Raw genomic sequence first — 12992 nt, 5'->3', positions numbered from 1 at the left:
CATCAGCCCACTTCGACTCGGGGTGCCGACCCGGCCAGCAGGTCGTAGCTGCGCGGGGCGGCGGCCGGGACCGCCGGGGTGGCCGGGACCGTCGGGGTGGCCGCCAGGGACATCGACATGTAGACGGCGCGGTCGCCGTAGCTCTCCGGCAGCGCCACCGCGGAATCGGCCCGGTAGCCCAGCGGCGCCCAGAGGACGTCGCTGCCCCGGACCGCGACCAGGGAGATGGTCGCGAAGCCGCGCGCCCGTGCCGTCGCGGCGAGGTGGTCGAGCATCAGGGGCGCCAGTCCGCGGCCGCGGAGCTCCTCGGTGATGACCAGATCGTGCGCGTGCATGTTGCTCGGCAGGGCCACGGGGTCGGCGGCGGCGTCGTTGGCGGCGGCGGCCTCGGCCAGGCTCAGGTCCGGGCACCGGTACAGCGGGTAGGGCAGCGCCAGCAGGTAGCCGCCGAACCGGCCCCGGTACTCCAGCGCGAAGCAGCTGTCGGGCGAGGCCCGGCCGCGGGACTCCAGCGCGACCCGGCCCTCGGAGAGGCCGCTCGCGGCGTAGGCGCGCTCCTCCAGCGTCACCACGCCGTCCCAGTCGCCGGGGGCCAGCGGGCGGATGCGGATGCCGTCGGGTGTCTCGGTCATCTAGGAGGAACCTCCGGGGAAGCGGCGCCGGCGCGGACGCAGGTGTACGGGAGCGGCTGGAAGCCGTTGAAGCCCTGGGTCATGTACGCCGTGGCGTACGCGCCGCAGGAGAAGACCCAGACCGGATCGCCCGACTCGGCGGCGGCCGGTACCCGGACCAGTCCGTCCTCGTGGGCGTAGGCGTCGTCGCTGTCGCAGGTGGGGCCGGCGACCACGGCCGGGACGGTCGCGGCGGGCGTGCCGGGCGTGGCGGACGGCAGGGCGGCCGTGTGGGTGGGGAACTCCAGCCGGTACTGCAGTTCGTCCATCTCGTACAGGCCGTTGAACTTCCCGCAGCTCAGGTAGAGCCAGTGCCGGAGCTCCCCGGACGGCTGCCGGCGCGCCGTCAGCCGGGACACGTGGGCGCGGATGGCCCCGTGGTCGGCGACGAGGTGGCGGCCCGGCTCCAGCAGGAAGTCGAGCGGCGACGCCGACACCTCGCGGAGCCGCTGCACGCCCTCCCGGATCATTGCGAACATCTTGTCCACCGGAGGGTCGAGCGGCCGGCCGCGCTTGTCGAGCACCCCGAGGGCGGGCAGACCGCCGCCGAGGTTGACGTGGTCCAGCAGGATGCCGCGCCCGTTCAGCGTTCCGACCACGCCGGCCAGTAGGTCCAGCGCGCTCTGCCAGGCCTCGGAGGTCATCTGCTGCGAGCCGACGTGGACCGAGAGCCCGGCGGGGGTCAGCCCGGCCGCCCGCGCGGCTTCCAGGACCAGGACGGCGTCCTCGGGCGAGCAGCCGAACTTCCGGCTGAGCCCCCAGAGCGCGCCCTCGCCGCTGGTGGCGAGCCGGCAGAACACCCGGGAGCCCGGGGCGTGCACGGCGATCGCCGTCACGTCCGCCAGGCTGTCGGTGGCGAAGTCCCGCACGCCGAGCCGGTACGCCTCGGCGATGTTCCGGTCGGACTTGACGGTGTTGCCGTAGTGGATCAGCCCGACCGGGACGCCGGCCCGCAGGGCCTGCTCGATCTCGTGCGGACTGGCCGCGTCGCAACCGGCGCCGAGCTGCGCCAGGCAGGCGAGCACCTCGTCCACCGGGCACGCCTTCAGGGCGAACCGGACGCCGACCCCGGGCAGTTCGCGGAGCAGCGCCGCGTACTGGGCCTCGATGCCGTCCAGGTCGTAGACGATCCGGTCGTCGGTGGCGGCCGCCAGGGCGGCGCGCAGGGTGCCGTCCTGGGGGAGGGCCAGTGACCTCGGCGTCGGCGCGGACGGCCGCCGGGGTGTCGGGTCGGGCGCCTGCCGGGGCGGCAGGTCGGCTGCCTGGTGGCACGTGCGCAGCGCCGTCCCCGCGAGGCCCGCCCCCGGGCGGCCCGCTCGCGTCCCGCTCATCGGGCCGCCCGGTCGAGTCCGGTGGCCCGGGCGGCCGCCACCAGGGGGGCCCAGGCCTCGATCAGCCGCGCGAAGTCCTCGGTGTCGGCCTGCGCCTCGTCCAGCAGCCGCTGCCGCCGCGGCACCAGGTGGTCGGCGAACTCGGCGTACTTGCCGCCCAGTCGGCGGTAGCGCCGGTCGAGGACGGCCAGCCGGCGGAGGTTCTCGGCGCGGTCGGCGTCGGTGCTGCGCCGCACCGCGGCCGCGATGGCGTCCGCGCGGACGAGGTGCTCCCCGTCGAGCAGGGCCTCCGCCGCCCCCTCCATGAAGGCGTAGACGGGGTGGAGGTAGAGCATCGACAGCAGGAACTTGGTGAACCGCAGCTGGTAGGCGGTGAATCCGGGCCCGGTCCGGCGCTCGGGCGTGTAGTAGTTCACGATGTTGCGGTTGTGCACCACACCGGGCAGTGTCGCGTCGCGGACCACGTGGAGCAGGAAGTAGTCACTGCCGATGGTGTCGGTCGCCGGCGGCAGCGGGACGCGCTCGTACACCTGGTGGTCGAGGGCGAGGTTGCACATGTCCACCCGCCAGATGTCCGGCAGGTCCAGGACCGACCGGTCGGCGGTGAAGGGCTCGGTGCCGGCGCCGACGAACGAGTCGTCCACCAGCTCCCGCCGTTGGTCGTCCGTCGCGTCCGTCGGGGCCCAGAGACCCACCACCTCGTAGTAGGCGGCCTCGTCCAGCTCGCGGATCTCGCCGATGTCCACGGAGAGTTCACCGACGAAGGAGCTGCCGACCACGGCGACCGGCTTGTCGGCGTGCACCGGGGCCAGGGGGGCCTCGGTGACCGCGCCGGCGGCGTCGGCCGCGCGCCGGCCGATCGAGCGCAGCTCGTGATGGATCGGGAACACCGGTCGGTCGTCGAGGAGTTGGTACGCGCTGTCGGAATCGCGGCGGTGCACGGAGGTGCAGCCGAGGGCGGCGGCGAACAGGAACGCCCGGTTGGTGCAGGCCCCGTAGGAGACGGCGTCCGGGAGCATGAGGTCCAGCAGTGCGTCCGGCTCGGCGGCGAGCGCGCGGTGGATCACCTCGCGCAGGAAGGAGCGCTGGCGGGCCTCGTCGAGGTGGTGCACGACCACGCCCGGTACGTCGGGCAGTGCGGCAACGGCCTTGGCGTGCACGGCGAACGTCGGTTCGTCGGAGGAGTCGAGGATCAGCAGGTGCACCTCGGCGCCGAAGTGTTCGGCCGCGTGGGCGGCCTCCTCGCCGATCGCTGCGACGGTGTCGGCGCAGGGCCGGTTGGTGGGGAGGGCCAGGCAGATCCGCGGGCCGGCGGTGGGGTCGGTGGTCACTGGTCGGCGTCCTGCGGTGCGGTGGGAACAGGTCCGGTGGCGGCAGGTCCGGTGGCGCTCTTCGGGTCCGGGCCGTGCCAGGAGCGGAGGCCGAGCAGCTTCTCGCCCAGCTCGTCCAACTCCGCGCGGCCGTAGCGCAGCGACTCGTGGCGGCGCGCGTCGCCGACCAGGGTCCGGTTCCAGGTCGGGGTGGAGAGGTCGCGCCAGGACGCGATCCGCGAACGCCGGAGCTCCTCGTGCTCCTCCAGCGCCGGCATCATCGAGAGGTACTGCACGGCCCGGACGCCGTCCGCCGAGGTGTTGCGGGCGACCCCGTGGGCCAGCATGCCGTTCCAGATCAGCAGGTCACCGGCCTGCAACTCGGGCCGGACGACCGGGAACTCGGACCGGTCGACGGCCGGTCGGATCGGGTCGCGGTCGGCCGGCTGGGTGGCCTGCCACTGGTTGAAACGGCGGAACAGCTCGGGGTTGCACTGGAAGCCGCCCTGGTCCGGGCGGGTGTCGTCGAGCGCGATGATGCCCTGGACGCGCTGCGGCAGCATGCCCTGGGTGGTGTCGACGTCCCAGTGCAGCTCGATGTCGAAGCCCGTGTCGGTCGGCTCGATCAGCGCGCGGTCGCGGGTGCGGACGTTCGGCGGGTTGAGGTTGAGCCGGTCCAGCGTCACCCACAGCTCCTCGCAGTCCCAGACGTCGACGAACGCGTCGTAGACGCGCTGCGACTGCCGGCTGTCCCAGATCAGTTGGTGCTGGTAGGCCTCGACGAAGCCGTAGACGTGCAGGTGGAGGTCCAGCTCGTCACGGAACTCCCGGTCCTCGTACCAGGTTTCCGGGTCCTGAGGGTCGAGGCCCTGGAACTCCCAGGCGAAGTCCAGCAGTTTGCGGGCCGCCTCGGCCGGGATCGCCTCCTTCACGACGACGTAGCCGTAGGTCTGCCAGAACGCGTAGTCCTCCGCGGAGAGGACGCGCAGCGGGTGCGACTTCTCGACGTCCTTCAGCGGGGTGCGGGCGAGGTAGGACTCGCCGTCGTTGCTGAAGTACGGGCGGTCCGACGCGGCGCGGTAGAGGTATCCGTCAGGGGCGGGCATGTGATCACTCCAAGGGCGTGCGGGATCCGCCCGCCCGTGGGCGTACGGGCGTACGGGGCGTCGGCGTGGCGGCGTTGGGGTGGGCGGCGGCGTGCGGCGTGTGGCGTGCGGCGGGCATGGCGGCGCCGCGGTACGCGCCGTGGACCGGCGGGGAGGGAGTGGGCGGGTGAAGGTGACGGGTGGAGGGGTGAGTGAAGGAGCTCCTTCTGGCACTGCCTTGGTCTGCGCTGACCGGCGTCCTTGCCGCGAGTGGTTGACGCCTTGGCGGACATGCGGCGGGGACCGGCCAACTCGGATGTCCGGCAAGGTGTCCCGCCAGGACTCTCCGCCGCGTCGAACGTTCTCGCCCCTACGGTGGACTAGACCAACTTCCGGTGTCAACCCTTGTCCTGGGGTGGCCGGATGGCGGCGGCGCGGCCTCCCGGAACGGCGGTGACCTGCGGCGGGCCGGTGGAGCGAAATCGGCCAGGGCGGGCTGCGGTCGGACTGCCCGAAGGGGCAGTGCGCAGTGCCCGTTCGTGCGCCGTGAGGAGCGTGGGGCCGCGGTCCCGACGGGCGTTCGGGGGCGTGAACGCGCGGGCGCCCCGGGTCGGCCGTGGATTCGGCCGGCCCGGGGCGCCCGGTACGCGGTCTTTCGATGCCCCCCGGCGGATCGGGTGGACCCGATGGGGGTGGTGGCTCAGTAGCCCTGGATGGTCACCCAGTCGCCCGACTGGGACTTGGGAACGTTCACGGTGTCGTACCAGAGGCGGGTGTTGGACGAGCAGTCGGTCGAGGAGTAGGACTGCACGTTGACGTTGTACTTCCACCACCAGCCGGCGGCGGCCGTGCTGTACTCGTTGAAGTAGTACAGGCGGAAGCAGCCCTCGTTCCACTCGTTGTCGTTGTTGTACCCGGAGATCTTGTACGACTGGGCGATGTTGGAGTTGTTGTGCCACTTGATCTGCTGACCATTGGTGCCGGCCGAGGCCGGGGTCGCGGTCGCGACCAGCGTGGCGGTGGCCATGGCGGCGACGGCCAGGGCGCCGAAGCGTGCGGAGATGGACTTGCGCATGCTGAAGAGTCCCCCGTGAAGATTGATGTGCCCGCCACAAGATCGTGACGGCCGCGGACGATGTTAGCCGCGTCGGGGACGCCCGGCCGGGATTTTCGGAACATCTGATCGGATGGGCGGCTGCCTCGCAGGTCAGGCGGGTGTCGGGCGGCCGGGCGTGGCGGGGCCGGGCCTCGCAGGGGCCGTTCGTCTGCCCACCGGCCCGTCCCGGGCGCGGGCCGGCCGATCCGACCGGCGCCGACCGGGTGTGTCAGGCTGGTGGGGGGTGGGCTGGAGCACGACCGAGGTCGGGAGGCTCGCGATGGCCGCGATCAGGGTGAACGGGGTGTCGCTGTACTACGAGGCCCGGGGCTCCGGGCCTGGCGTGGTGCTGGTCCACGGGTCCTGGAGCGATGCCGACAGCTGGGCGCGGGTGGTGCCCGGGCTGGCCGAGCAGGCCGCCGTCGTCGCCTACGACCGGCGCGGGCACAGCCGCAGCGAGGACCTGCTCACCCAGGGATCGGTGTACGAGGACGCGGCCGACCTGGCCGGGCTGATCGAGGGGCTGGGTCTCGCGCCCGCCTTCGTCTGCGGGGACTCCTACGGCTCGCTGGTCACCCTCCGTCTGGCCGCCGCCCGGCCCGACCTGCTGCGGGGTGTCGCCGTGCACGAGCCGCCCGGCACGTCCATGCTGCTCGCCGACCCGGACCTGCGGCCGATCGGCACGGCCTTCGCCGGCCGGATCGCCGCCGTGCGGGAGCTGCTGGAGCAGGCCGAGTCGGCGGCGGCCGCCGAGCTGTTCGTGGAGACGCTGGCCTTCGGCCCGGGCGCGTGGGCCCAGCTGCCGGCGCCGATCCGGCACACGTACGTGCGCAATGCGCCGACCTACCTGGACGAGCTGCGCGACCCGGACGCGCTGGACCTCGACCTCGCCGCGCTCTCCCGGTTCCCCGAGCCCGCGCTGCTCACGCAGAGCGACGACAGCGCGCCGATGTACGGGGAGGTCCTGGACCTGATCGACCTCGCGCTGCCGAAGCCCGAGCGGCACCTGTACGAGGGCGCCGGTCACGCTCCGCACCTGTCGCAGCCGGAGGAGTGGGTGCGGGTCACCCTGCCGCGGATCCTGGGGTGAGGCGGGGGCGGAGGGCGCGCGCCGGGGGATGCGCGCGCCCTGCTCGGTGGCTCGGTCTGGGTGCCCCCGCGTCCGCCCGGGCCCGCGGGTGCCCCCGCGTCCGCCTGTGCCCCCGCGTCCGCCCGTGCCGCGGTTGCCGTTTTCAGGCGGTGCCCGGGGTCTTGCGGGTGGTCACGTTCATCCGGTTCCAGGCGTTGGCGGTGAACACGAGCGCGATCAGCTGGGCCAGCTGCTGCTCGTCGAAGTGCTGCGCCGCCTCCGCGTACACCGCGTCCGACACGCCCTGCGGCAGCAGGGTCACCGACTCGGCCAGTGCGAGCGCCGCGCGCTCCTCGGCGGTGTAGAGGGAGGACTCCTCCCAGGCGCTCAGCTGGAGGATGCGCTCCTCGCTCTCGCCGGCCTTGCGGGCGTCGCCGGCGTGGTAGTCGATGCAGTAGGCGCAGCGGTTGATCTGCGAGACGCGGATCTGCACCAGTTCGACGAGCACGGGGTCGAGGCCCTGCCGGGCGGCCGCGTCCAGGGCCAGGACGGCGCGGAAGACCTTGGGGGCGGCGGTGGCGAAGTTCATGCGCTGGGGAATCTGAACCGTTGTCATGTGAACGAGCCTAGGCAGGGCAGTGGCCTGCCCCATGGTGCATTTCCGGTCAGGGTTCGCGGGTCAATTCGGCGGCGTCGCGACGGCGGCCGTCAGGCGCCCAGCGCCGCGCGCACGGCGTCGACCAGGCGGTTGGCGCGGGCGTCGCCGTGGCCGATCATGCGGTTCGCGACGTAGGCGAAGCCGATGCCGAACTCGTCGTCCCCGAAGGCGAACTGGCCGCCGGCGCCGTCGTTGCCGAAGCTGCGCGCACCGAGCATCGGGCGGAAGGCCGGGGAGTCGAGCAGCACGCCGGAGCCCCAGCGGGCGCCCATGTCGAAGCCCAGGAAGCCCGCGCCCGAGGAGAGTTCGCGCAGCGCGTCGGTCACCGTCCCGGGGGAGAGCAGCCGCTCCCGGCCGCCGACCCCGGTGACGGCGGCCGCGTACACGCCGGCCAGACCGGTGGCGGAGGCGACGGCGCCCGCGCCCGGCAGCTCGATCGCGTGCAGCGCCGGGTCGTTCCAGCCGCGCGGCTGGTCCAGGCCGGGGAAGACCAGCGCGCCGTTCATCGTCACGATCCGGGTGAGCAGGTGCTCGGGCCCGGGCATCGGGCGGCGGCCGTCGGCCTCCACCAGCCCCGCCAGGCGGCCGAGTTCGGCCTCGGGCAGGCCGATCCAGGCGTCCAGTCCGAGCGGCTCGCCGATCGCGGTGCGGAAGTACGCGCCCGGGGTCTGCCCGGTGATCCGCCGGACCACCTCGCCGATCAGGAAGCCGAGCACGTGGCCGTGGTACTCGTAGCTGGTGCCGGGCTCCCAGAGCGGCCGCTGCTCCTCGATGGCGCGGACGACGGGCGTCCAGGCGGCGATCTCGTCGAAGGTGGGGGAGGCGTCCAGCGCGGGCAGGCCGGCCCGGTGGCCGAGGACCGTCCGGCAGGTGATCGACTCCTTGCCGTGCTGCGCGAACTCGGGCCAGTAGCGGGCCACCGGGGCGTCCAGGTCGAGCCGGCCCTGCTGGGCGAGCAGGTGGGCGGTGACGGCGACCAGGCCCTTGGCGCAGGAGAACACGGGGACGAGCGTGTCCGCCGTCCACGGACGTCCGGTCTGCTGGTCGGCGGTGCCGGCCCAGAGCTCGACCACCTTGCGGCCGCCGGCGAACACCGTGACGGCGGAGCCGAGTTCGGGGAAGTCGGCCCAGTTACGGGCGAATGCGTCGGCCACCCCGCCGAAGCCCTCGTCGACCCAACCGTGCTGCTGCTGTTCCATCGCTGCGGTCCTGTTCCTGTTGGTCCGGTCGCTGCCGATCGGCAGCCTCAGGTGTGTTGTTCGGGGTGGTCGCGGTGGGACCGGGACGTGCGGGTCCGACGGTGCGACCACGATCGAAGACCGGGACACGCTACGGGAGCGGGCCGGGTGGACGGAACCGATTTCCGGCGGGTCGGCGGCCCGCCCGGGGCGCCGGCGGTGCACCGGGTCCGGCACGTCGGCGGACGGACGTCGACTCCACCGTGTGGGAACCGCACGGGAGGTGACGCTAAGGTGCGAGGCGTGACAGCAGTGAGCGGGGCACTGATCGGGGGCCGGTACCAGCTTCTGGAGCTGATCGGCCAGGGCGGGATGGGCCGGGTGTGGCGGGGGCAGGACACGACGCTCGGACGGGACGTCGCGGTCAAGGAGGTGCTGCTTCCGCCCGGCGTCGGCGAGCGGGAGCGGGACGAGTTGGTCCAGCGCGTGCTGCGCGAGGCCCGGGCGGCGGCACGGCTCAACCACCCCGGCATCGTCACCGTGCACGACGTCGTCGAGTACGAGGGCGCCCCGGTGATCGTGATGGAGTACATCACCGGCATGTCGCTCGCCGCCGCGCTCGCCCGGGGCGGCGTCCTGCCGGTGGGGCGGGTCGCCGATCTCGGCGTGGCGATGGTGAAGGCGCTGCAGCGCGCCCACGCGGCCGGGATCGTCCACCGCGACCTCAAGCCGGACAACGTCCTGCTGACGGACGATCGGGTCGTCATCACGGACTTCGGCATCGCACACATGGCCGACGCGACCACGGCGCTCACCCGCACCGGCGCCGTCATCGGCACCCCCGCCTACATGGCCCCCGAGCAGTTGGAGGGGCGGCCGCCCACCCCGGCCAACGACCTGTGGTCGCTGGGCGCGACGCTCTACGCGGCGGTCGAGGGGGAGGCGCCGTTCAGCGGCGCGACCTTCGGCGCCCTCTGCGTCGCCGTGGTGACCAAGGAGCCGCGGCCGGCGGTCCGGGCGGGCGTCCTGGCGCCGGTGCTGGCCGCGCTGCTCGCCAAGGACCCGGCTCACCGGGCCACGGCGGAGCAGGTGCTCGCGGCGCTGGACGTGGTGGTGCGGACGGGGGCGCTGCCCGGGGGGTTGCCGGCGGGGCCGGCACCGATGCCGACGGCGCTGGAGGCCGGGTCGCTGCCGGGCGCGGCGGTTCACGGTGGCGTGGCGCCGGGCGTGGTGGCGTCGGGCGTGGTGGCGACCGGCGTGGTGGCGCCCGGCGGGGCCGGTGCGGTCGAGCCGTTCCGGACGGGGCGGGTGCAGGCCGGGCCGCTGGTCGGGAACCCGGGTTTCGCCGGACCGGCCGCTCCCTCGGCGGATGCCGTGAACGCCACGCCCGCCCTGCCGCCGTACCCGGGGACGCCGTATCCGGGAGCGTCGTATCCGGGGACGCCGGCTCAGGGAACGTCGTATGCGGGGACGTCGTACCCGGGGGCGGCATACCCCGTGACGTCGCCCCTTGCGCCCGTTCCCGCTGCGCCCGTGGTCGGGGCGCCCGTGCCCGGGGTGCCCGTCCCGGCCGCCGGTTCCGGCCCGACCGCGGTCGGGGCTGCGGTGGTGCGGTTCCTCGGCTGCGTGGGACTCCTCTGGGCGATCGGCGCCCTGCTGCCCTGGAACAACCTGGGGGACGTGCCGGACGGTTACGTGTCCATCGCCCTCATGGTCACCTCGGTGCTCGCCCTCCTGCACGCCCTGCCCCGGCCCCGGTGGCACCCCGCCGCGGTGTGGGCGGCCACGGTGGCGGGCGACGTCGGCCTGTTCTTCCTCACCAAGGCCGTGCTCCTCGCCTGGCTCGGCGCACGGAAGATCGGCTTCGGCGAGCTGCCGTGGCAGATCGTGGTGAACATGCTGATCCTGGGCACCGGCGCCTGGCTGCTCTGGTTGGTCGTCCCGGGCAGCCGCCAACGTTCTTGAGCTGACGGGAAGTTCGTCGCAGGGCGAGGTGAGCCGGCTTCATCGGTGGGCGAGTTGGTCCGCCTGGTGGACTGCCGGCGGAATGTGCTGGACAGCGGAGCCGGTGCGTCCGATGGTGGGCGGCATGGAGTTCACCCATCTCGGCCGCACCGGCCTGACCGTCTCCCGGCTCTGCCTGGGCACCATGAACTTCGGCCCGCACACCGAGGAGTCCGACGCCCACCTGATCATGGACACCGCCCACGAGCGGGGCATCAACTTCTTCGACACCGCCAACGCGTACGGGCGGGACGGCGAGGGCAACCTCAAGGGCCGCACCGAGGAGATCATCGGCAGATGGTTCGCCCGGGGCGGGGGCCGCCGCGAGCGGACCGTGCTGGCCACCAAGGCGTACGCCCCGATGGGGGAGTGGCCCAACCAGGGCCGTCTCTCCGCCCTCGCCATCCGCCGCGCCGTCGAGGACAGCCTGCGCCGGCTGAACACCGACCACATCGACCTGTACCAGATGCACCACATCGACCGGGACACGCCCTGGGAGGAGATCTGGCAGGCGATGGAGGTCCTGGTCGCCCAGGGCAAGATCATCTACGTCGGCTCCAGCAACTTCGCGGGCTGGCACCTCGCCCAGGCCCAGGAGTCCGCCCGCGCCCGGCACTTCCTCGGCCTGGTCAGCGAGCAGTCCCTCTACAACCTGCTCGACCGCGCCATCGAGCTGGAGGTCGTCCCCGCGCTCCAGCACTACGGCCTCGGGCTGCTGCCGTGGTCCCCGCTCCGCAGCGGCCTGCTCGGCGGCGTCCTGCGCAAGGAGCGGGAGGGTACCGCCGTCCGCGGCGCCACGGGCCACGCCGCCGAGATCCTCGCCGCCAACCGCGACCGCATCCAGACGTACGAGGATTTCGCCGCCGAGCTCGGCACCGACCCCGCCCAACTCGCGCTCGCCTGGCTGCTCGCCCGCCCCGCCGTCACCGCGCCGATCATCGGCCCGCGCACTCCGGCCCACCTCGACGCCGCGATCGCCGCGCTCGACCTGAAGCTCGACCAGAAGACCCTCGACCGTCTCGACGAGATCTTCCCCGGCCACCGGCCCGCCCCGGAGGACTACGCCTGGTAGGCGGTGCCGGGCGCGCACGGCGTCCGGCGTTGCCCTGCCGTTCCCGGCCCTGCCCCGGTTTCTCGGCCCTGCCCGGCTCTCGGGTGGGGCCGCTTCTCGGGTGGGGTCGGGGCGTGTCGGTGTGGGGAGGGGGCTGAACCGGGGCCCGGACCGCGAGGGGCCGGCCGGCCGACCGCGGCGTACCCGCCGGTCACCGGGGCCGGCTGTGGTAGCACTGCTGACATGACGGAAAGGCCTGCCCGGCGGGGCAGTTATCACCATGGGGACCTGGCCGAGGCGCTGGTGACGGCGGCGTTCGAGCTGTTGGACGAGGAGGGGCAGGCCGGGGTCAGCGTCCGGGAGGTGGCGCGGCGGGCCGGGGTGTCGGCCGGGGCGCCGTTCCGCCACTTCGCCGACCGGCAGGCGCTGTTGACGGCGCTGGCCGACCGGGTGCTGGCGGACTTCGAGGCGTGGCAGCGGGCCGCGGTCGCGGACCACGAGGGGGCCGCGCTGCGCGCGATCGGGCTGGGCTTCGTCCGGTACGCGGTCCGGCACCCGCACCGCTTCGAGCTGGTGCGGTCGCGGGTGTTCGCGCCGTCGCGGCAGCCGGAGTTGGAGCGCCGGCTGGAGGGGATCGACGAGGCCTACACCGAACTCATCGTTGCGGACCAGGAGTCGGGTCGGCTCCGGCCGGGGGACCCGGCGCTGGTGGGGCTGGCCGCCCAGGCGCTGGTCTGCGGGCTGGCGCAGCTGATCATCGACGGGTACCTGCCGATCGAGAAGGCGGAGGAGCTGGCCGCGCAGGTGCTGGACACCTTCGGCCAGGGAATCGCCAACCCCCGCTGAGAGGAGGGGATTTGGGCCTGCGCGAAGCCTTGACCGGTTGGTCGGCCGCTGATGTAATCACCGCTTACATGGGTGGATGGAGACAGCTGGAGGCCGATGTGTCCGCCAAACCGAATGCCGGCTACACCACCGCAGGCGTCACCGGCGACACGGTCGTGCTGCTGATCGGCATGCGCATCAATCGCTTCTGGGCCGTTCACCACTGGGTTCCGGTGATGGCGGCGATGTTCCGGATGCTGTACGAGCTGGCCAGGGCCCCGGAGCGCGGGCTGCGCGGTCGGATCCTGCTGACGGCCTCGCCCCGGACGTACTACGTCGTCCAGTACTGGGAGTCGAAGGAGAAGCTCTACCAGTACTCCGCCGCGCCGGACGCCTTCCACCGCAAGGCCTGGGGCATCGCCAACCGCAAGGTCAAGGCGGGGAAGACGCGGCAGCACGTCGGGCTCTGGCACGAGACCTACATCGTGCCGGAGGGGTCGTACGAGGCGATCTACTTCGACATGCCGCCGTTCGGCCTGGCGGCGGCCCACGGCGCGCTGCCGGTGGAGCGGCGCGGGCGCCGGGCGGCGGACCGGCTCGCGTACCGGTCCAGGGCCGCGGAGGGCGTGGCGGCCGCGGAGGCCACGGCGGGCGCGGCGGCCACGGCGGGGACGCCCGCCGGGGCGGACGGCGCGCCGAAGGCCGCCGCCGACG

Annotated in this window: 11 protein-coding genes and 1 pseudogene; 5 read left to right on the top strand and 7 right to left on the bottom strand. The window is 73.6% G+C overall.

The window, feature by feature from the left end; all coding sequences use genetic code 11:
- Positions 1-2 precede the first annotated feature (2 nt).
- The 5 genes from RMN57_RS09025 to RMN57_RS09005 all read right to left on the bottom strand — a co-directional run bounded on the left by RMN57_RS09025 (position 3) and on the right by RMN57_RS09005 (position 5472).
- Positions 3-632 (bottom strand): GNAT family N-acetyltransferase, encoded by a 630-nt coding sequence (locus RMN57_RS09025; protein WP_313762875.1) that lies wholly within the window; start codon positions 630-632, stop codon positions 3-5.
- Entirely contained in the window at positions 629-2002 is a 1374-nt protein-coding gene (locus tag RMN57_RS09020; protein WP_313762874.1) for a type III PLP-dependent enzyme, read from the bottom strand. Before RMN57_RS09020 ends, RMN57_RS09025 begins: the two co-directional genes overlap by 4 nt.
- Positions 1999-3333: a DUF6271 family protein gene (locus tag RMN57_RS09015; RefSeq protein ID WP_313762873.1), complete on the bottom strand. Its 1335-nt coding sequence runs from the start codon at positions 3331-3333 to the stop codon at positions 1999-2001. Before RMN57_RS09015 ends, RMN57_RS09020 begins: the two co-directional genes overlap by 4 nt.
- Positions 3330-4418, bottom strand: a complete 1089-nt coding sequence (locus RMN57_RS09010; RefSeq protein ID WP_313762872.1) for a phytanoyl-CoA dioxygenase family protein — start codon at positions 4416-4418, stop codon at positions 3330-3332. The genes RMN57_RS09015 and RMN57_RS09010 overlap by 4 nt, the downstream gene beginning before the upstream one ends.
- 679 nt (positions 4419-5097) lie before the next feature.
- Complete coding sequence (locus RMN57_RS09005; RefSeq protein ID WP_313762871.1) at positions 5098-5472, bottom strand: hypothetical protein; 375 nt, start codon at positions 5470-5472, stop codon at positions 5098-5100.
- Between the two features lie 301 nt (positions 5473-5773).
- On the opposite strand from RMN57_RS09005, the gene RMN57_RS09000 reads away from it, so the two are divergent.
- A complete protein-coding gene (locus RMN57_RS09000; protein WP_313762870.1) occupies positions 5774-6583 on the top strand; it encodes an alpha/beta hydrolase in 810 nt (269 codons plus the stop codon).
- Between the two features lie 142 nt (positions 6584-6725).
- Here RMN57_RS09000 and RMN57_RS08995 read toward each other — a convergent pair whose 3' ends face one another.
- On the bottom strand, positions 6726-7178 hold the full coding sequence (locus RMN57_RS08995; RefSeq protein WP_313762869.1) for a carboxymuconolactone decarboxylase family protein: 453 nt from the start codon (positions 7176-7178) through the stop codon (positions 6726-6728).
- A gap of 92 nt (positions 7179-7270) precedes the next feature.
- Positions 7271-8419: a serine hydrolase domain-containing protein gene (locus tag RMN57_RS08990; protein WP_313762868.1), complete on the bottom strand. Its 1149-nt coding sequence runs from the start codon at positions 8417-8419 to the stop codon at positions 7271-7273.
- A gap of 282 nt (positions 8420-8701) precedes the next feature.
- Between RMN57_RS08990 and RMN57_RS08985 the strand changes: the two genes are divergently transcribed.
- The 4 genes and pseudogenes from RMN57_RS08985 to RMN57_RS08970 form a co-directional block, all read left to right on the top strand.
- Entirely contained in the window at positions 8702-10363 is a 1662-nt protein-coding gene (locus RMN57_RS08985; RefSeq protein WP_313762867.1) for a protein kinase domain-containing protein, read from the top strand.
- A gap of 124 nt (positions 10364-10487) precedes the next feature.
- Positions 10488-11474: an aldo/keto reductase gene (locus RMN57_RS08980; RefSeq protein WP_313762866.1), complete on the top strand. Its 987-nt coding sequence runs from the start codon at positions 10488-10490 to the stop codon at positions 11472-11474.
- 222 nt (positions 11475-11696) lie between these two features.
- Positions 11697-12299 (top strand): TetR/AcrR family transcriptional regulator, encoded by a 603-nt coding sequence (locus RMN57_RS08975; RefSeq protein ID WP_313762865.1) that lies wholly within the window; start codon positions 11697-11699, stop codon positions 12297-12299.
- Between the two features lie 68 nt (positions 12300-12367).
- Positions 12368-12901 (top strand): annotated as a pseudogene (locus RMN57_RS08970) (DUF4188 domain-containing protein); the annotation flags it as partial.
- Positions 12902-12992 lie beyond the last annotated feature (91 nt).

The sequence above is a fragment of the Kitasatospora sp. CM 4170 genome, assembly GCF_032110285.1.
Taxonomy (GTDB): domain Bacteria; phylum Actinomycetota; class Actinomycetes; order Streptomycetales; family Streptomycetaceae; genus Kitasatospora; species Kitasatospora aburaviensis.
The sequence above is the reverse complement of the archived record's forward strand: the minus strand, read 5'-3'. Positions and strand labels throughout refer to the sequence as shown.

Excerpts from the sequence above, each read along its gene's own strand:
- RMN57_RS08995 (WP_313762869.1), bottom strand. The coding sequence starts at position 7,178 with ATGACAACGGTTCAGATTCCCCAGCGCATGAACTTCGCCACCGCCGCC.
- RMN57_RS09025 (WP_313762875.1), bottom strand. The coding sequence starts at position 632 with ATGACCGAGACACCCGACGGCATCCGCATCCGCCCGCTGGCCCCCGGC.
- RMN57_RS08990 (WP_313762868.1), bottom strand. The coding sequence starts at position 8,419 with ATGGAACAGCAGCAGCACGGTTGGGTCGACGAGGGCTTCGGCGGGGTG.
- RMN57_RS09005 (WP_313762871.1), bottom strand. The coding sequence starts at position 5,472 with ATGCGCAAGTCCATCTCCGCACGCTTCGGCGCCCTGGCCGTCGCCGCC.
- RMN57_RS08975 (WP_313762865.1), top strand. The coding sequence starts at position 11,697 with ATGACGGAAAGGCCTGCCCGGCGGGGCAGTTATCACCATGGGGACCTG.
- RMN57_RS08980 (WP_313762866.1), top strand. The coding sequence starts at position 10,488 with ATGGAGTTCACCCATCTCGGCCGCACCGGCCTGACCGTCTCCCGGCTC.
- RMN57_RS09020 (WP_313762874.1), bottom strand. The coding sequence starts at position 2,002 with ATGAGCGGGACGCGAGCGGGCCGCCCGGGGGCGGGCCTCGCGGGGACG.
- RMN57_RS09000 (WP_313762870.1), top strand. The coding sequence starts at position 5,774 with ATGGCCGCGATCAGGGTGAACGGGGTGTCGCTGTACTACGAGGCCCGG.
- RMN57_RS09010 (WP_313762872.1), bottom strand. The coding sequence starts at position 4,418 with ATGCCCGCCCCTGACGGATACCTCTACCGCGCCGCGTCGGACCGCCCG.